The organism is Neobacillus sp. CF12, from assembly GCF_030348765.1.
Classification (GTDB): domain Bacteria; phylum Bacillota; class Bacilli; order Bacillales; family Cytobacillaceae; genus Neobacillus.
Genome location: NZ_JAUCEU010000007.1, coordinates 1,999,740 through 2,015,726 on the forward strand (window position 1 = coordinate 1,999,740; position 15,987 = coordinate 2,015,726).

General features: G+C 37.2%; 12 protein-coding genes. All 12 read right to left on the reverse strand.

Annotated features, from left to right (window positions below; translation table 11 throughout):
* Nucleotides 1–7: 7 nt before the first annotated feature.
* Nucleotides 8–3,193: a glycosyl hydrolase gene (locus tag QUG14_RS09345; protein WP_289340243.1), complete on the reverse strand. Its 3,186-nt coding sequence runs from the start codon at nt 3,191–3,193 to the stop codon at nt 8–10.
* A 98-nt stretch (nt 3,194–3,291) separates the two neighbouring features.
* Nucleotides 3,292–4,164 (reverse strand): glycoside hydrolase family 43 protein, encoded by an 873-nt coding sequence (locus tag QUG14_RS09350; protein WP_289340244.1) that lies wholly within the window; start codon nt 4,162–4,164, stop codon nt 3,292–3,294.
* A 14-nt stretch (nt 4,165–4,178) separates the two neighbouring features.
* On the reverse strand, nt 4,179–5,096 hold the full coding sequence (locus QUG14_RS09355; protein ID WP_289340245.1) for a glycoside hydrolase family protein: 918 nt from the start codon (nt 5,094–5,096) through the stop codon (nt 4,179–4,181).
* A 4-nt stretch (nt 5,097–5,100) separates the two neighbouring features.
* The gene (locus tag QUG14_RS09360) at nt 5,101–5,913 is read right to left on the reverse strand and encodes an alpha/beta hydrolase (protein WP_289340246.1); all 813 of its coding nucleotides are present in this window, start codon (nt 5,911–5,913) and stop codon (nt 5,101–5,103) included.
* Between the two features lie 61 nt (nt 5,914–5,974).
* Complete coding sequence (locus tag QUG14_RS09365) at nt 5,975–6,940, reverse strand: Gfo/Idh/MocA family protein (protein WP_289340247.1); 966 nt, start codon at nt 6,938–6,940, stop codon at nt 5,975–5,977.
* Between the two features lie 82 nt (nt 6,941–7,022).
* Nucleotides 7,023–7,655, reverse strand: coding sequence for a YesL family protein (locus QUG14_RS09370; RefSeq protein ID WP_289340248.1), 633 nt, complete (start codon nt 7,653–7,655; stop codon nt 7,023–7,025).
* Between the two features lie 112 nt (nt 7,656–7,767).
* Complete coding sequence (locus QUG14_RS09375; protein WP_289340249.1) at nt 7,768–8,613, reverse strand: carbohydrate ABC transporter permease; 846 nt, start codon at nt 8,611–8,613, stop codon at nt 7,768–7,770.
* Between the two features lie 2 nt (nt 8,614–8,615).
* Entirely contained in the window at nt 8,616–9,575 is a 960-nt protein-coding gene (locus QUG14_RS09380; RefSeq protein ID WP_289340250.1) for a carbohydrate ABC transporter permease, read from the reverse strand.
* Nucleotides 9,576–9,663: 88 nt separating this feature from the next.
* Entirely contained in the window at nt 9,664–10,968 is a 1,305-nt protein-coding gene (locus QUG14_RS09385; protein WP_289340251.1) for an ABC transporter substrate-binding protein, read from the reverse strand.
* 197 nt (nt 10,969–11,165) lie between these two features.
* Complete coding sequence (locus tag QUG14_RS09390; RefSeq protein WP_289340252.1) at nt 11,166–12,461, reverse strand: ABC transporter substrate-binding protein; 1,296 nt, start codon at nt 12,459–12,461, stop codon at nt 11,166–11,168.
* Between the two features lie 24 nt (nt 12,462–12,485).
* Complete coding sequence (locus QUG14_RS09395; RefSeq protein WP_289340253.1) at nt 12,486–14,045, reverse strand: response regulator transcription factor; 1,560 nt, start codon at nt 14,043–14,045, stop codon at nt 12,486–12,488.
* Nucleotides 14,038–15,822, reverse strand: coding sequence for a sensor histidine kinase (locus QUG14_RS09400; protein WP_289340254.1), 1,785 nt, complete (start codon nt 15,820–15,822; stop codon nt 14,038–14,040). Before QUG14_RS09400 ends, QUG14_RS09395 begins: the two co-directional genes overlap by 8 nt.
* Between the last annotated feature and the right edge of the window lie 165 nt (nt 15,823–15,987).

Below are 15,987 nucleotides of genomic sequence, written 5' to 3' on the forward strand. Positions count from 1 at the left end.
GATAAAACTACTTTAATACTGCGACATCATGCAGTTTATGTTCCTCATAATCAAAATACATACCTTCTAAAAGTCCTATTAGAGTGTTGGTTACTCTTACCTCCACTGCGTTTTCTCCTGCCCGCAGTATTTGTGAATTACCCTGCCATCTATACGGTGTCCATGCCTTAACCCCAAGCGCATGGCCGTTAACCAAAACTTCCATACAGTCATGAAAATGTTTATCCAAATCCTCAAAAACGAATTCGAAATACTCCTCGTTCGGAGCACTGTCTATATGGATTTTCCGAGTAAAGACAAGCGTCCCTGCATAAAAGGGATAGCTAGTGTATGGCACTTGATGTAAGCGGGAAGTGGTTGCAGCACTTGTCAAAACAGGCTGTTGTTTCTCGTTAAAAGCGATACCAAAATCTCCTGCTATATAAATGGCATCCGTAACCCCCTCCCAATCATGCTCTACTTTGACTTCAATACGGAGGATGTTTTCTCCCTCATATAGGTAAGGCAAAATATCACATGTCAGATTACTATTGTCATAGACGAAATTCGGATGAAAATCCTCTATTCTATGTTCATTCATATAGATTTGATAATAGCCTGAAATAGCTCTCTTATCCATCAATAAAGAACAACTGGCAGGCATTTTTTCAACCATTAACTTTCTTTGATAACTGCACGAAATTGGATAATTAAGAGTTATTTTCATCGGTGTACCAAACAACTGCTGAAATTGGATAGGAAGATTTTGTTTATTTTTCAAGTCTGAACATTGGTCGATAAACGTTTTAACCTGCACACTCGTTGTTACTTCATTGTTATCTTCAGGATGTAATCCAAGTTCAAACTGATCGAACCTTAACATATTATCCTGAAGCGCCTTCATTTCCCAATTACTTTTGGACTTAACTTTCCAAATCCATGGTTCAGCTATTTCTTTTACTCCCCCCGCCTCGTCCCTGCGAGTTATCTGAACGAGATAGCTTTGATAAGAATCAAAGTCTAGATCCAGTTGCCATCCTGGTTCTTCATGTGATGAAGCAAGTGGTTCGACTTCCCCCGTTTCCAAATCTAGTTTCAAGAACTCACAAGGATACGAAACCCTCATGGTTGCATGATGTTTTCCCTCTTCTTGGTTGCTAACAAAAACCAGGGTAGATTCCTCTGACACCTTACGTTTTTCGGTTAGGAAACTTTTCTTTCCACTTTCCGTTTCAAAATGTATCTCTTCATGGTCATGCATCTTTAAAACATGAAGTAATATTTCGATATCTCCGGAAGGAATAAAATAAGCATTTTGCTGTCCTTTACGATATGACCCTTGAAAAGCTTTCCAGTAATCGGAACGAGTTGACTGATCCAATCCAAATGTATCTAGAATCTCTTGTTCTATTAACTCATCTTCAATACTTTCATATGGCAGTTGTTTATTCGCAATTACCACTCCGCCTTGCTCGAGGAACAATTTAATTTTTTCCCATGCTGCCGTTTCAATATTAGTAATTGGTGGAAGGATCAAAACCGAATAACTTGCGTTTCCAATGGTAATTTTTCCATCTGTTACTTCTGCTTCACAAAGGATTTCCGGGTCCAAATGGTCATAGTCTTTATGATGCAGTATCAGTTGTTTAGAGATCCCAGACCAATCTTGCTTTAAACGTTTAAGTTTTTCCTTTTCAGCCTCATCATTCCCGATATAGTGAAAGTCATGGAATGGATTACCCATTTGAGTCCATAAGCTTGTTGTTGGGTCAAGCAATGCTATGTTACGGATCGGACTTCCACAACTCATCACGTAGCCAAGCCTTCCTGTATAATCTCCTAGAAGTCGGAAGTGCTGCCAATATGGATTTTGATAAAATTGAGACGGTGGTGCATCATGTTTTGTCAGCCCGTCTAGCGTATAGAAAAAAGCATGAAAATTATAAAAATTGATGCCAAAAGCGGCCAGCCTGTCAAGCATCCATTTAGCATCCTGCATGGTCATCGACCACCCCACACTATGGAAGCTTTCAATTAATGCCCGCTCTCTCCCCATCTGGTTGGCTAACGAACTAACCATTTTAGGATTTGCCCGAAAACTGGTCATATAACGAGTAAGAATCCAATCCAATGAGCGGCCAAGTTTTTCATGGGCACTGTCGCCGCCAGGAATATGACTGTAAATCTGATTGGACATCCGAACAGACGGCACTTCGGCTACATACTGAATTCCCTGCTCTTCACACCAATCATGGATTTGCTTATGATACGACTCCCGTAACAAGAGATGTATCGATTGAAAATATTCGTATCGGACCTTCTCGGTATTCTCTCCTCCAGGTTCGACTAATGTATAAAGATAATCTCTTAAATCATAGCCATTTAGCTGTTGGAAAAAAGCCGGTAATTGCGGGGACCATGGTATTCTCCCAATAAGCCCTGTTTCATCCGTGAAAATTCCTTTCACAGTTTTTCCAAAGTCTTCGCCTATGTTTTCCGCATAGCGTTCGTGTGTTACCTCGATAAACGTCTTGATGGCTTCACGGTTACACGGGTCAACAAAGGTTCCATAATATTTAAAATCCTCGATTTCTTCTTCTAGAAAACAATGAATCTCCCAAATTCCTTCCGGAGCAGTCCACTTTAGTACTTTAATCGTGTTGTATGTAAAAAATCTTTTTTGATTGTACGTTGTTAAACCTACTTTTTGGAATACCGGGTCAGATTGGTAATTCCCGATGTATTTCTCAATATTAATGGCTTCATCCCAGCGTTTTCTCCCAGTTTCCTGATCAATGGGAACAGCTTTAGCTGACAAAACTCGCCCCCATGGCAGCTCTAGACTGCAGGTTTGGTTACTTTGTACGGTTTCACTTTTATGCACTAAGGTATAGTGTTTGGCGTCAGGATGAAGAAGTGTCACCTCTCCACCAGCGATTCCGCTCGGGTATGGATATTCATCATATAACCAAACATCCATGTTAAAGTTTTTAGCTGTTTCTACAGCAAATTTCACTTTATGAAACCATTCTTGTGATAAATAAGGCACTTTAAGACCCTGCCTTGGGCAAATAAAAAATCCTCCTACACCCTTGTCGGCCATTTCTTTAATTTGACGCTCAATTTCAGGGTTTTCCATGTCCCCATTCCAAAACCAAAAAGGATGGATACGGAAAGCTGTTGGAGGATTTTTAAACATTTCGAGATTAAACATGTTTTTTCCTCCACTATTCAGGTTTTCTTGCTGGATGATGTTTTGATTCTTACCCAAATTCATAATCTTAGAGATTTTCGGGCAGATTCCTAAGGCGTTTACCGCCTTACTACTATGTTATTATTTTTTTCCTCGACAGTTAAGAAAACAGGCCGCTCAAGGGGTGATCGATTAGGTGAATGTATCGCCAGCTTTAATTCACCACTAAAGGTTCGAAAAAGCATCGCATGACCACCATCCTCGTCAATTAAAGGCTCTGGATCTTGAATCCATGGGCCAAGGATATTGCCGGTGGCAGACCGAGCAACCCCGACTGCATAGCCATGTTGACTCCTGCTAGACCAAAGCATTTGCAATTCACCGTTTTGAGCCCGAAAAAGGTAAGGACCATCGGTAATATACTCTTTTTCTCCTCTCACTGGAACCGTCCAATCTGCTTCTGAGGCTTTAAAAAGAAGTACAGGCTCACCGATTACCGTTTTAAAATCATCTGCTAAACGTTGTGCCCACATTTCTCCATCCTGAACCTGAAGCCATTCACGGCAAAAAATAATCCAAGGTTCATTTTTTTCATCAATAAACAATGTTCCATCCAGACATTCCCAGTCCTTAGGGGTAATTGGATATTCAGTTAGTGGAGAAAACGGACCAAATGGACTTTCGGAAACTAGGATTTGCGTACCACGGCAAACACCCTCACCCTTGAAACTAGCAAACATATAATATTGATTTTTATAAAAATAAACCTCAGGTGCCCAAAAGTGCTGATCTGCCCAAAAGTCTTCAGTTGGTCGGAACACTTGAGAAGGTCCTTCCCAATGTTCTAAGTCAGTGCTTCTATATGCATCAAAGCCAACTCCCTGCCCCTTCCAAACATTCTGATCTGTTGTTCCATAAAGAAAGTAACAATTAGAATCTTCATCTTTCAGGATAAAGGGGTCACGAATACGAATGTCATTTTTAGTAAGCATTTTTCCTCTCCTATCTATAAAACTAAGTCAAATGGGGCGTTTCGATTACAAATAAGGATATTATCTACTAATTCCAATTTAGCCACCTGAATCGATGATTTTCTAGTTTTATAGGAAGGCTCGGCACCTTCAACTCTTTGGGGATGGGTAAAATAAAAGATATAGGCATCGTCCCCGCTAACATGGACATCTGCGTGCAAACCGATCGTTCCATCATCTTCACGTGTACCGCTTTCATTTAATATTATCCCGTTCCTTACCCATTGCTCGCCATCGCTAGACTGATATACACCAAGTCCTGACCATTGATCAATGATCATCCAATAGGAATTCTTCCAATAGAATACATTCGGACCTTCATGGGGAAAACCGGTAATCACAGGACCTGCTACCTCCCAATGAAATAAATCAAGGCTATCAGCGGCATAGGTATGAGAGTGATTGGCTTCATCTTTATACCACATGCGCCAAGTCCCATTTGGCAGTTTATGAATTCCAGCATCAATCACGTATTCGGAGCTTAATTTTAATTCAGATTCATAGTTCCAATCCCATAGGTTGGTACTTGTATAGTGAATAATCTTTCTCTTATGACCACTCCAGTCAGTCGGAACACCTTGAATATAACTGACGTACATATGATAGCAACCATCATGCGAGATGATTTCTGGTGCCCAGAATGTGTTCCTGCCCCGTTCAAAATCAAGTCCCTCAATCACGCCGCGATACGTCCAACTCCTGCCTCCGTCAGAGGAGGAGGCAATTCCAAGATCGGTCCCATGAACCCAGGCATTTTTTTGGCCCTCAACAGTTGCCCGTCTATTTGTATAAATAAGCCACCATTCATTCGCTTCATGATTCCAAATAATCACTGGATCGGCGGCACCATCATAAATCGGATCCCTAAATAGGGGTGCATTTGGTACATTCAATGAACTAAAACCCCCTTTTTCTTAACCAAGCTTCACAAATCTCAGGCCAAGCTTTTACTTCAGGATTCTCCTCAGCCATCCCTAATCCATGTCTGCCGCTTTCGAATACATGTAAGTCAAACGGAATTTTATGCCTTCGTAATCCAGCTGCAAAAAGCAAACTATTTTCAACATCTACTGCAGCGTCATCAGCAGTATGCCATAGAAAAGCAGGAGGAGTATCTTCCGTAATTTGTGTTTCATTGGAAAGCAGGTTAATCATTTCTGAACTTGGATTCTCACCAAGTAAATTGATCCTGCTTCCTTCATGTGTATGTTCTCCCATGGTGATGACTGGATAACACAAGACCATGAGATCAGGACGCGAACTAATACGTTCAATGTGATCCTCTGCCAGTTTATTTCCTAAGTCAAAATGGGTTCCAGCGGTTGAAGCTAAATGCCCGCCTGCCGAAAAACCAAGTATACCAACTCGATTTGCGTCTATTTTCCACTCAGAAGCATGATATCTTACCATCCGAATAGCTCTTTGGGCATCGACCAATGGGATTGGATGACTAAATGGAGCGACTCGATAATGGAGCACGATGGCTGATATGCCGATGGAATTTATCCACTGTGCGACTGGATATGCCTCATGGTCTGCACGCCGAGCGTAGCCGCCTCCAGGAGCGATTATCATAACTGGTAACGGCCCATCTCCATCAAGTAAAAAGGGCTCGAAACTAGGACAATCTGTGTTAAATTCATTTGCCTCTAGTTTTACATTATCCCATAATGCTATCTTCCCTCTTGTATTAACTCCTAGACTGTCCATACATTTACCCCACTTTCAATTCGTATTATCTGTGTTAAACTCTCTAAAGCCATTGTTACTCCTACCTCTCTAAGATGACGGGTGCTCCAGTCATGGCAGATTGTGCAGCTGCAATAGTGATCCGATGTGTTTTAACAGCATCACTATAGGTTGATAATATTGGGCTTGAATCCCCTGTTTTGACAGCATTTAAGAATAGTTCATTTTCAACTTTGTATGGATCCAATTGATTCCTATATTCGCTTATCTCCTGACCCCGAATATCTCTTAATTGATTGGAACTAATTTCAATTACCCCTTGATTCGTATATACTTCTAGCCCTGCCTTGTTTGATTCAGGGAGAATACAGGTATTTGAGATATTTGCCACGATTCCATTATTCAATTTTAGAATCACAGTTCCTACATCTGAAACAGTGGTCCCCTCCACTTTTTCAGACATCATTCTGCTGCTATAAGCAGCATAGACTTCTTTCACTTCACCGCAGAGAAAACGTAAAAGGTCGACAATATGGGTGGTTTGTTCAATAAATTGTCCTCCAGAACTTTTAACGTCTCTCCACCAAGGAACCATCGGCATCCCCCCCATCCAATAACCAAGGGCCATCCCAACTTGGCGCTCCTTTAGCATGCCTTGAGCCTTTTTAGAAATATCCATATAACGCCAATGATAACCTACAGAAGTAACAAGGTTCTGCTCTTCAATCTTTCTAGCGATTTCAAATGGCTCATCATTAATTCCTAATGGTTTCTCTACAAAAAAAGGGATTTTTCTTTCTAGTAATGCTTTTTCAATGGCTCCATGAGCCATTGGCGGTACACATATATAAACAGCATCTAGACTTTGTTTATCTAGCATTTCCTCTATGTTTGAATACCCCTTTGCATTGGACCATTTTCTAGCTTCAGTCTCCGCTTTTTCTAGACTTGTTCCACAAAATGCCGTAACATCTACTCCGTCCATTGCTCCTAATATATTTGCATGCTTATTTGTAAACCAGCCAGTGCCAATGAATCCAATTTTCATCTGTTCCAATTCCTCCTTTATGAAATAATAATGAAAGGGAGAGACAGGAGTCCCCTCCACCATCTCTCCCTTTCATTATTATTTAATTTAGTATTAACTTTGATTTTTGATTAATTTTTTCAAAGGCAGTGGTTGCAGGTTTCATAATAAATAAGGCTAATAGATTTCCACTGTATAATATACAAATAGGCGGAGCATAAGAAAGGACAAAACATATTCCAAAACTGCCAATCAACATATAGAAGGTCGAAAGTGGATTCATAATCATCACAAAGAAGGAGTTTTTAATAACCTGGCTTAGCTTCATATCATAATGGACAAAAATAGGAATGATATAAAACAGCATGGAAATAAAAATGAATGTGATGATGAAAAATGGAACATATAAAATAGAAGCAAAACTGTTCTCGGCTAGTTGAACAAACCGAAAATCTATAAATAGAATAATACCAACAATAGAAATCATCAATCCGAGAAGATTACTCTTAAAGAATTCCTGCTTATATGCAGTCCAAAAAGTCTTAAAAATAGACATTTCATCGTTACCTAGCATCCATTTACGAGCGACTGCAAACATTGCCACCGTTGCAGGAAAAAATCCAAAGATGACCAAACCTAGAAGTGAAAATGATATCCATAGTAAATTTAAGAATGCTAGTCTTGAAATCCACTCAAGCAATTTATTTAAACTTTCCATAAATCCAGAAGTGTCCATTTGTAATCCTCCTTAAACACATGTACCCTAATTTTTAAACTACTGTAACTTTGCCACTTCCATTTAGGGTACGAAGTGGCAAAGTTTTAAGGTTGACTTTTTTATTAACATGTTATCCCTTTAACCCACTCGTACTGATTCCTTCAACAACATGGCGTTGGAAGAGGAAGAAGATGACGAATACTGGAATTAAGGTAACAACTGACATCGCAAACATTGCGCCCCAGTTAGATACAGTTTCATTACTTAAGAACATATTTAATGCCATTGAAACAGTATACTTTGTCGGGCTATTCAAATATAATACTGGCCCTAACAGGGATTCCCACGTCCAATAGAATGAGAAAATCGCTGCTGTCGCTAAAGATGGTTTGATTAATGGCAAGATAATCTTCGTGAAAATCTTGAAGGTTCCACAGCCATCAATTATCGCCGCTTCATCTAGCTCTCTTGGAATCGTCCGTATAAATTGAACTAAAAGGAAGATAAAGAACGGGTGTCCAAAATATGCTGGTATTGCAAGTGGCTTAATAGAGTTAAGCCATTCAAGTTTCGCAAAAATGATATATTGCGGTACCATTAATACATCATGTGGAAGCATCAAGGTAACCATCATTAATCCAAACCAAAGTGCTTTTCCTTTAAACTCTAATCGTGCAAAACCAAAGGCAATGAATGCTGATGATATTACTTGTCCAATTAAGGTAATGACTACTAGAATGGCAGTATTTTTGATGAAAACACCAAATGAATTACCGCCAATCCCTTTCCAGCCGTCTACAAAGTTCGTCCATATCCATGTTTCTGGAATCAGTGATTTAGCTGTAATAAAGATAGTATCACTTGGTTTAAATGAGCTCATCACGAGCCAAATAACTGGATAAAGCATTAAAATCGCAAAACCGCCGACTAGTATATGATATATCCACCATCTTGGTGATTTTAACTTCGATGTCATTGTTATTTGCCTCCTTCTGATTCATAGTGAACCCAATATTTTGATGTCGTAAAGATAAGGATTGTTAAAATTCCTACGATAATAAGCATGATCCAAGCCATTGCTGAAGCATAACCCATATTAAAGAACTCAAAACCTTGAATGAATAAGTATAGTGAATAAAGAAGAGTTCCGTCTAACGGGCCGCCAGTACCTTTAGAGATAATAAATGCTGGTACGAATGTCATAAAAGCACCAATTGTTTGCATAACTGTATTGAATAAAATAACTGGGCTTAGCATTGGAAGAGTGATTTTGAAGAATTGTTGTATTCCATTTGCTCCGTCAACACTAGCTGCTTCATAATAACTTTTCGGAATACCTTTTAATCCAGCTAAGAAGATCAGCATCGAGGAACCAAATTGCCATACTGACAAGAAGATGAGCATCCATAATGCCGCAGTCGGATTACCAAACCATTTAACGATTGGGAGTCCAATTAAATCAAGTAAAATGTTGACAATACCTAAGTCACCAAAAACATTACGCCACATAATCGCAACGGCAACGCTTCCTCCAATTAGAGAAGGTAAATAGAACAGTGAGCGGTAGATTCCAACTGCTCTTGAAGTTGTATTTAAAATGATTGCAATTAATAGTGCAAATGCAAGTCTTAAAGGTACCCCAGCAAGCACATAAATGAGTGTTACTTTTAATGATTGCCAATAGCGAGGGTCGGCAGTAAACATTTTTTTATAGTTTTCTAAGCCTATCCATTGTGGTGCTGCAAATAGGTTATAATTTGTAAATGATAAATATAAAGAGGCTATGATAGGAATTAATGTAAAAGCAAGGAATCCAATAATAAACGGACTGATAAACGCATATCCTGTTAAGTTTTCCTTGATGGCGCGATTTCGTTTGGTAACAGTTCGAATCGTGATATCCGCATTTACATTTTCCTTTATCACACGTGTACTCATTTATTCATCTCCTTATGCTTTAGATTCATTCCCTAAGATGAAAGGACGATAGCTGACCTAAGAAAGTGATCAGCTATCAAAGTGGAAATTATTTTTTGTTTTGCGCTAAGACGCTTTCAGCTTGTTGTCTAAACTGTTTTGCTGCATCTTTCACTGATAGATTTCCATAAGCCATTTGTTCTGCTAAACTGTCAAGAGTTTCAATCACTTCTCCGGCACCAACTGGGTCTGGACCGTCGAATTCTGAGCTATTTCCTTCTGCCCAATCTACATAGTCAAATACTTGAACTTGTGCTGGTGAAAGTAGTGGCTTTAATGCTTCTTTAACAACGGAAGAACCAGGAACACCACGGTCACCAAGATTTAATTTGTTCGCTTCGATATCATTGATCATAAAGTCAATAAACTTTGCAGCTTCTTCTTTATGCTCTGAGTTATTTCCAACTGACCAGAACATACTTGGTTTTAAATATAAACCTTTGTCACTGTCAGGACCTGGCATTGGAGCAATCGCTAATTCACGATTTGCAACTTGTTGAATACCTACAAACTGGTTAGACCATTGCCAGATACCAATTGCATTCTGTGTAACTACAGGATCATCTTCAATCCCTTTCAACTGTGCTAAGAAATCAGGTGTTGGAACCGCTTTATCCTTTACCAATCCAGATGTCATGTTGAAGAATTCTTCGAACAATTTATCATCCTTATAACCTAGGGAAGCTCCATCTTTGCTATAAAGTGATTTCCCTTGTGTTCTTAGGAAGTAATTGAAGAATACATCTGCTTTCATTCCAGTATCCATAAATACGCCAGCAGCTTTTGCTTTTGCCGCAATTTCTTTGTAATCATCCCAAGTCCAATCTTCAGGGATAGAATCTACACCAGCTTTTTTAAGTACTGCAGGATCATGATGGAAACCAACAACGTTTACACCAGCGTTAATACCATAAAGCTTGTCACCAAGTTTACCGCCATTAATGATGTTATCAGCAATATCTTTTGTATTGATTTGTTTATCCACAAATGGAGTTAAATCAGCAATTTGATTATTTTGTGCATACTGTGAGAAGTATGATAAGTCCATTTGGATAATGTCTGGAAGCTCATTTGCTGCTGCTTGTGGAGCTAACTTTTTCCAGTAGTCATCCCAAGCAGCATATTCAGCTTCGATTTTTACGTTTGGATTTTTTTCTTCATACATTTTAATAATTTCTAGGGTATAATCATGTCGTGGTTGCGATCCCCACCATGCAATTCGAAGAGTAACTTTTTCATCTTTTTTGTCTTCTTTAGGTTTAGATTCTTCATTGCTTGTTGAACTGCTGCCGCTACATGCTGCTAATGAAAAAACTAGAACAAATGAGAATAATAAAACTAAGATTTTTTTCATTTTTTCTCCCCCTTATTTTTCACACTTTTATGTAAGTGTTTACATTTATTATTATAAGGCTCAACTCCATATTGCCTGAATCCAAATTTCCGCTTTGTTTGTTTAAAAATCAGACTTTTCATTTAAAATAGAAAAAAGCTCCCGTGAAACAAGCAGTTTATCGCTTGTTCGCGGGAGCTTTTTTATAAATTGATAGATCAATTCTTGTCTGAAAGGATTTTAGTTGCCTCACTTCTAAATATTTTTGCCCCTTCATGTGGTGTAATTTTCTTAAATAGTATTTGTTCTGAAACATCCTGTAACTTTTTCACTACCTCAATACTGCCAAGTGGGTCTGCTTTATCTACATTTTTGCTTGTGTTTTTAGCTTTATTTACGTAATCGAATACCTTTTTCTGATTTTCGGATAAATCTTCTTCTATTTTCTCTACTACCTTTGAAGAAATAGGAACCCCCCTTTCTCCTTTTATAACGCTATTTGCTTGAATATCATTTACAAAGAAATTAATAAATAGAGCAGCTGCCTCTTTATTCTTTGAACTTTTAGCCATTGAAAAAAGCATACTAGGCTTCACAGTAAGTCCCAACTCTTGACCAGGTCCTGGAGGTGGAATAAGCTCGAGCTGACGGTTTGCTGCTTTCAAGTATCCGAAGTATTGGTTGGAATAGACCCATTGCATCGGTGACTGCCCCGTTACGATCAACTCATCTTCTATTCTTTTAATCTGTTCTGTAACATCCGCTCTTGGGAAGGCACCTTTTTCCAACAATCTTAATTGCATCTCGAAATAATCAATAAACAATTGATCATCATCATAACCTAATCCATTTCCATTCTTATTATATAAATTCATTCCATTTGTCCGTAAGTAATAAGAAAAGAATACATCCGGTGATTTCATTCCGTTTGTACCATAATTACCAGTTTCTTTGTGAACCTGCAAGACCATTTCTTCAAAATCGCTCCAAGTCCAATTTGGCAATGGATAACTACCGATTGCTGACGAAAGTAATTCACGATCTACGATTATTGCAGGTGCATTTATTCCTAATGGCAATCCATACAAGTTACTGTCAATTTTCCCACCAGAAAGAATTCTCTCACTAATCGAATCTGTTTTAATCACATCTTGTTCAATAAACGGTGTTAAATCCTCAAGCAAATCATTATCACTATAGGGTCTTAGATAGAGCAAATCCATTTGGACAATGTCAGGAAGCTGATTGGCAGCTGCCTTCGGAGCTAGCTTTTTCCAATAATCATCCCAATTTGCGTATATAGGATCAACATGAATATGTGGATATTTTTCCTCAAATAATTTAATTACTTCTAAGGTATAATCATGTCTTGGTTGTTCGCCCCACCAGGCAATTTTTAAAGTAATTTCCTTTTTACCTTTACTCGGGGCGGAATTTACTCTATCAATTTCTCCACAACCACCAGCGAAAAGTACCATTACTAGGGACAAAGTTGAAAACAATAGTTTTTTCATCGTTTTTTACCCCTTTTTCTATTTTTACAACCCTTGTAAGGATTCTCTTTTGTATTCTGATGGAGTAAAACCTGTATGTTTTTTAAATACCTGACTAAAATATTGAGGGTTTTCACCATAACCAATTTTTTCAGCGATTTCAAATACTTTTACATCGCTTTCCTTTTCAATCAGACTAATGGCTAATTCAATTCTTAATCTCGTTATATAATTTGAAAACTTTTCACCTGTTTCTTTCTTAAAAAGCTTCCCTAGGTAATCTGCATTCATATATAACATTTCATTTGCGACCCAATGTAACGATAAATTTTGATTTCCAATATACTTATGAATCGTCTCAATGACTTTATTTATTATCGTTGAATGTTTATTATTATTTTGATCAAAGAATGATAGTGTAATTTCTTGGGCAACGCTTTCAAAAAAGGCTCTCAGATTTTGAATTGTGTCTATTTCTAGTAACTGCGTTAACTTTGTTAAATACGTATTCATTTCTTTAGGTTCACATAACCGTATCATCGCATTAAATAACTGGATGACATATGACTTGGTGATATTGATATCAAGCCTTAAATCTATTAAATGAGTAAAAAATGTCATTATTTCTTTATTTACATCTATCCAGGAACCAGACTTCACTAATCGACAAAAGGTTTGGTCATCAAAATAGAATTCTAATTCACCTGATGTGTTTTGATAGGAGATGTCTTTCTTTGTAATAATTCCTCCTTCTCCTAAATAAAATCGGTAAGTTAAACAATCAAGTGCTTCATTATATAATTTATTCGCATTACTGAGTTTTCCATTATCACTAATGGCCACGGTAGAATCAATTTGGTAATATTGATAGAATGTTTTTTTTATTTTTTCAATTTGTGCGTGAAGTTTTGGGTAATTACTATCATCTTCAAGTAGAAATAAAATGGTTTCCCCTACCGTACAACTAAGAATATAAGAATCAAAAATATGTTCAGCAATATTTTTCATTGCAAACATATGCTCAAATTCAAAATTCCCCTCGAGTTGAAATAACACTAGCCTTACACTGGGAGTATTTATATCTATATTAAATAGCTTTTGATAATACTCTAAATTTTTATTTTCATAATGATTGGTAATATAATCTTTCAGCAGCTGTTCTTTGGCATAGGGTAAAACACTCTCAAGAGTCCCTTTCATCTTCTGGATAAACTGTTCCCGATTTTGTATTTGTTTTAAATCCTCACAAATCTCGGTTACGGCATCCATAATCGTATTCTCGTTACAAGGTTTTAATAGGTAATGTTTCACTCCGTATTGCATTGCCTGTTTTGCATAATCAAATTCACTGAAGCCTGATAACAAAACGAATCGAATCTCAGGAAAAACACTATGAACCTTAGCAACCAACTCTAGGCCATTCATTCCTGGCATTTTGATGTCACTAATTACGATATCCGGCTTTTTTTGTTCAATTATGCTGAATGCTTCTATCCCATTTCTTGCGGTCCCGATCAAATTTGTGCCCATTGACTCCCAATTAATTACCTTGGACATTCCATCGGTAATGATTCTTTCATCATCTACTAACAATACCTTATACATGGTCTTCCCCCTTATTGAAAGGTAAAACAATGATAACCTTCGTTCCTTTATTAGGTTCGCTTTCAATATTTATTCCATATCTCTCCCCATAAGAGAGTTTAATTCTATCATTAATGTTCGATAAGCCGACCCCTTGACCTCGCGTCTTCACTTCACCCTTTTTTAACTTTTCAATGAAAGTAGTCTCCATTCCTGGCCCATCATCTTCAACAATTAGTTTTATCGTTTCTTTATCTACAATTGAATAAATACTAATTTTACATGGGTCAATCTTAGGCTCGAGCGCATAATGAATGGCATTTTCAACAAGTGGCTGCAACGTTAACTTCGGAATATAGAATCCAACAATATCTAAATCTACCTGCAAGTGAAAATCCAATCTGTCTTCAAAACGATATTTCTGAATAACCACATAATTTTTTACAACATTAAGCTCCTCTTCAATGGTAATCAGTGGTTGTTTTAAGCTAATTGAATTACGAAGCAAAAATCCTAGTGCTTCTACCATTTTAGAAATTTGTGACTGGCCATTGCCTTTTGCTAACCAATTGATAGATTCTAAGGTATTGTATAAAAAATGAGGATTTATTTGAGCCTGAAGTGCTTTAAACTCTGTCTCTTTAATCGTAAGCTGCTTTGAATAATTTTCATTTATAAGTTCATCGATTTGTTGAATCATTGTTTGGAAGTTTTGTTGGAGTTTACCAACTTCATCATCCTGAAATGCGGATGTTGTAAGTGCTTTCTTTCTAGCTTGCTTAAAATCGCCAACTTTTACATACTGCATGCCATCTACAAGATTCTCCAAAGGCAACGTTATGTTCCTAGCAAAACGAATACCAAACATTGTTACAACCACAAACATTAGGATAAAGATTATTATTAAGAAGGTTTTCACCATATTAATATTTTCAAAGATTTGATTATAGGGAATTACATTCAAATAACCCCAATCAAAGTAGTTGGATTTAATATGAACAAGAAAATAATTCTTTTTATCAATTTTTTTAAATTGATAGCCTGATTCTAACGCTTGAGAATCTATCGATATGGCTGCTTCTTTAAATACTAAGCTTGGTTCTTTCGGAAAAATAATATTGTTTTTTCTAACGATTAAGAATTCACCATCGCTTTTTCTAGATCCTTCTAAAATATTGGCTACAAGTTTGTCCATATTGAGATAGATGATGATTGTACCAAGGTTGTCAAAACTTAAGTTCCGAAACTGTCTTATTTCTCGTGCTGTAGCGAATATGAAATCATTTTTTTCTGGATTTAACCAAACATTACTGCCATTGGCCTTTATTGCCATTTTAGTAATATCCGTTTTTTGCTGTTGATTTAGTTTAAATGTCCTTGGTCCAACTATATACTCTTCTCCATTTACATCAACTAAATTAATAGATTGGATATATTCTTCCTTGTTAGCATAGCTTAATAGTTTATCCAACATGTTCGTACGCATACGAAATTTATCATATTCTGTACTATCTTCACTAATGGAAGATAAGTATTGTTGAATTTGTGCATCTGTCAATATATTGTAGGAAAGGTCCTCCAAATCCCTTAATTCACTCTCAATACTATTAGAAGATGTGCTTAGGACTTGAGAGGATTTGCTATATATTTGCTCATCGTAAATATGAAAAGCATACTGTAAACCGAAAAAAGCAAAGGAAAATGAAATAACCATAATCCATGACACGAGTAGGAAAAGTTTATATTTAATTTGTAAATTGGCATACTGCTTTTTTAGTCTATGAAGTAGCTTCTTCATTAGGAGTTCTCCAATTGTTTTATTTTTAAGGATGTGTAAGCGTAGTCAATACCAAGGTAAATAAATTTACTATATTTTACTAAAACTTTCCCGTAAATTACTTAAATTTTAACATTTACTTCGTGTTTTTCCTAGAGGTATTTTCCTTGAAATAAAAACAGCCCT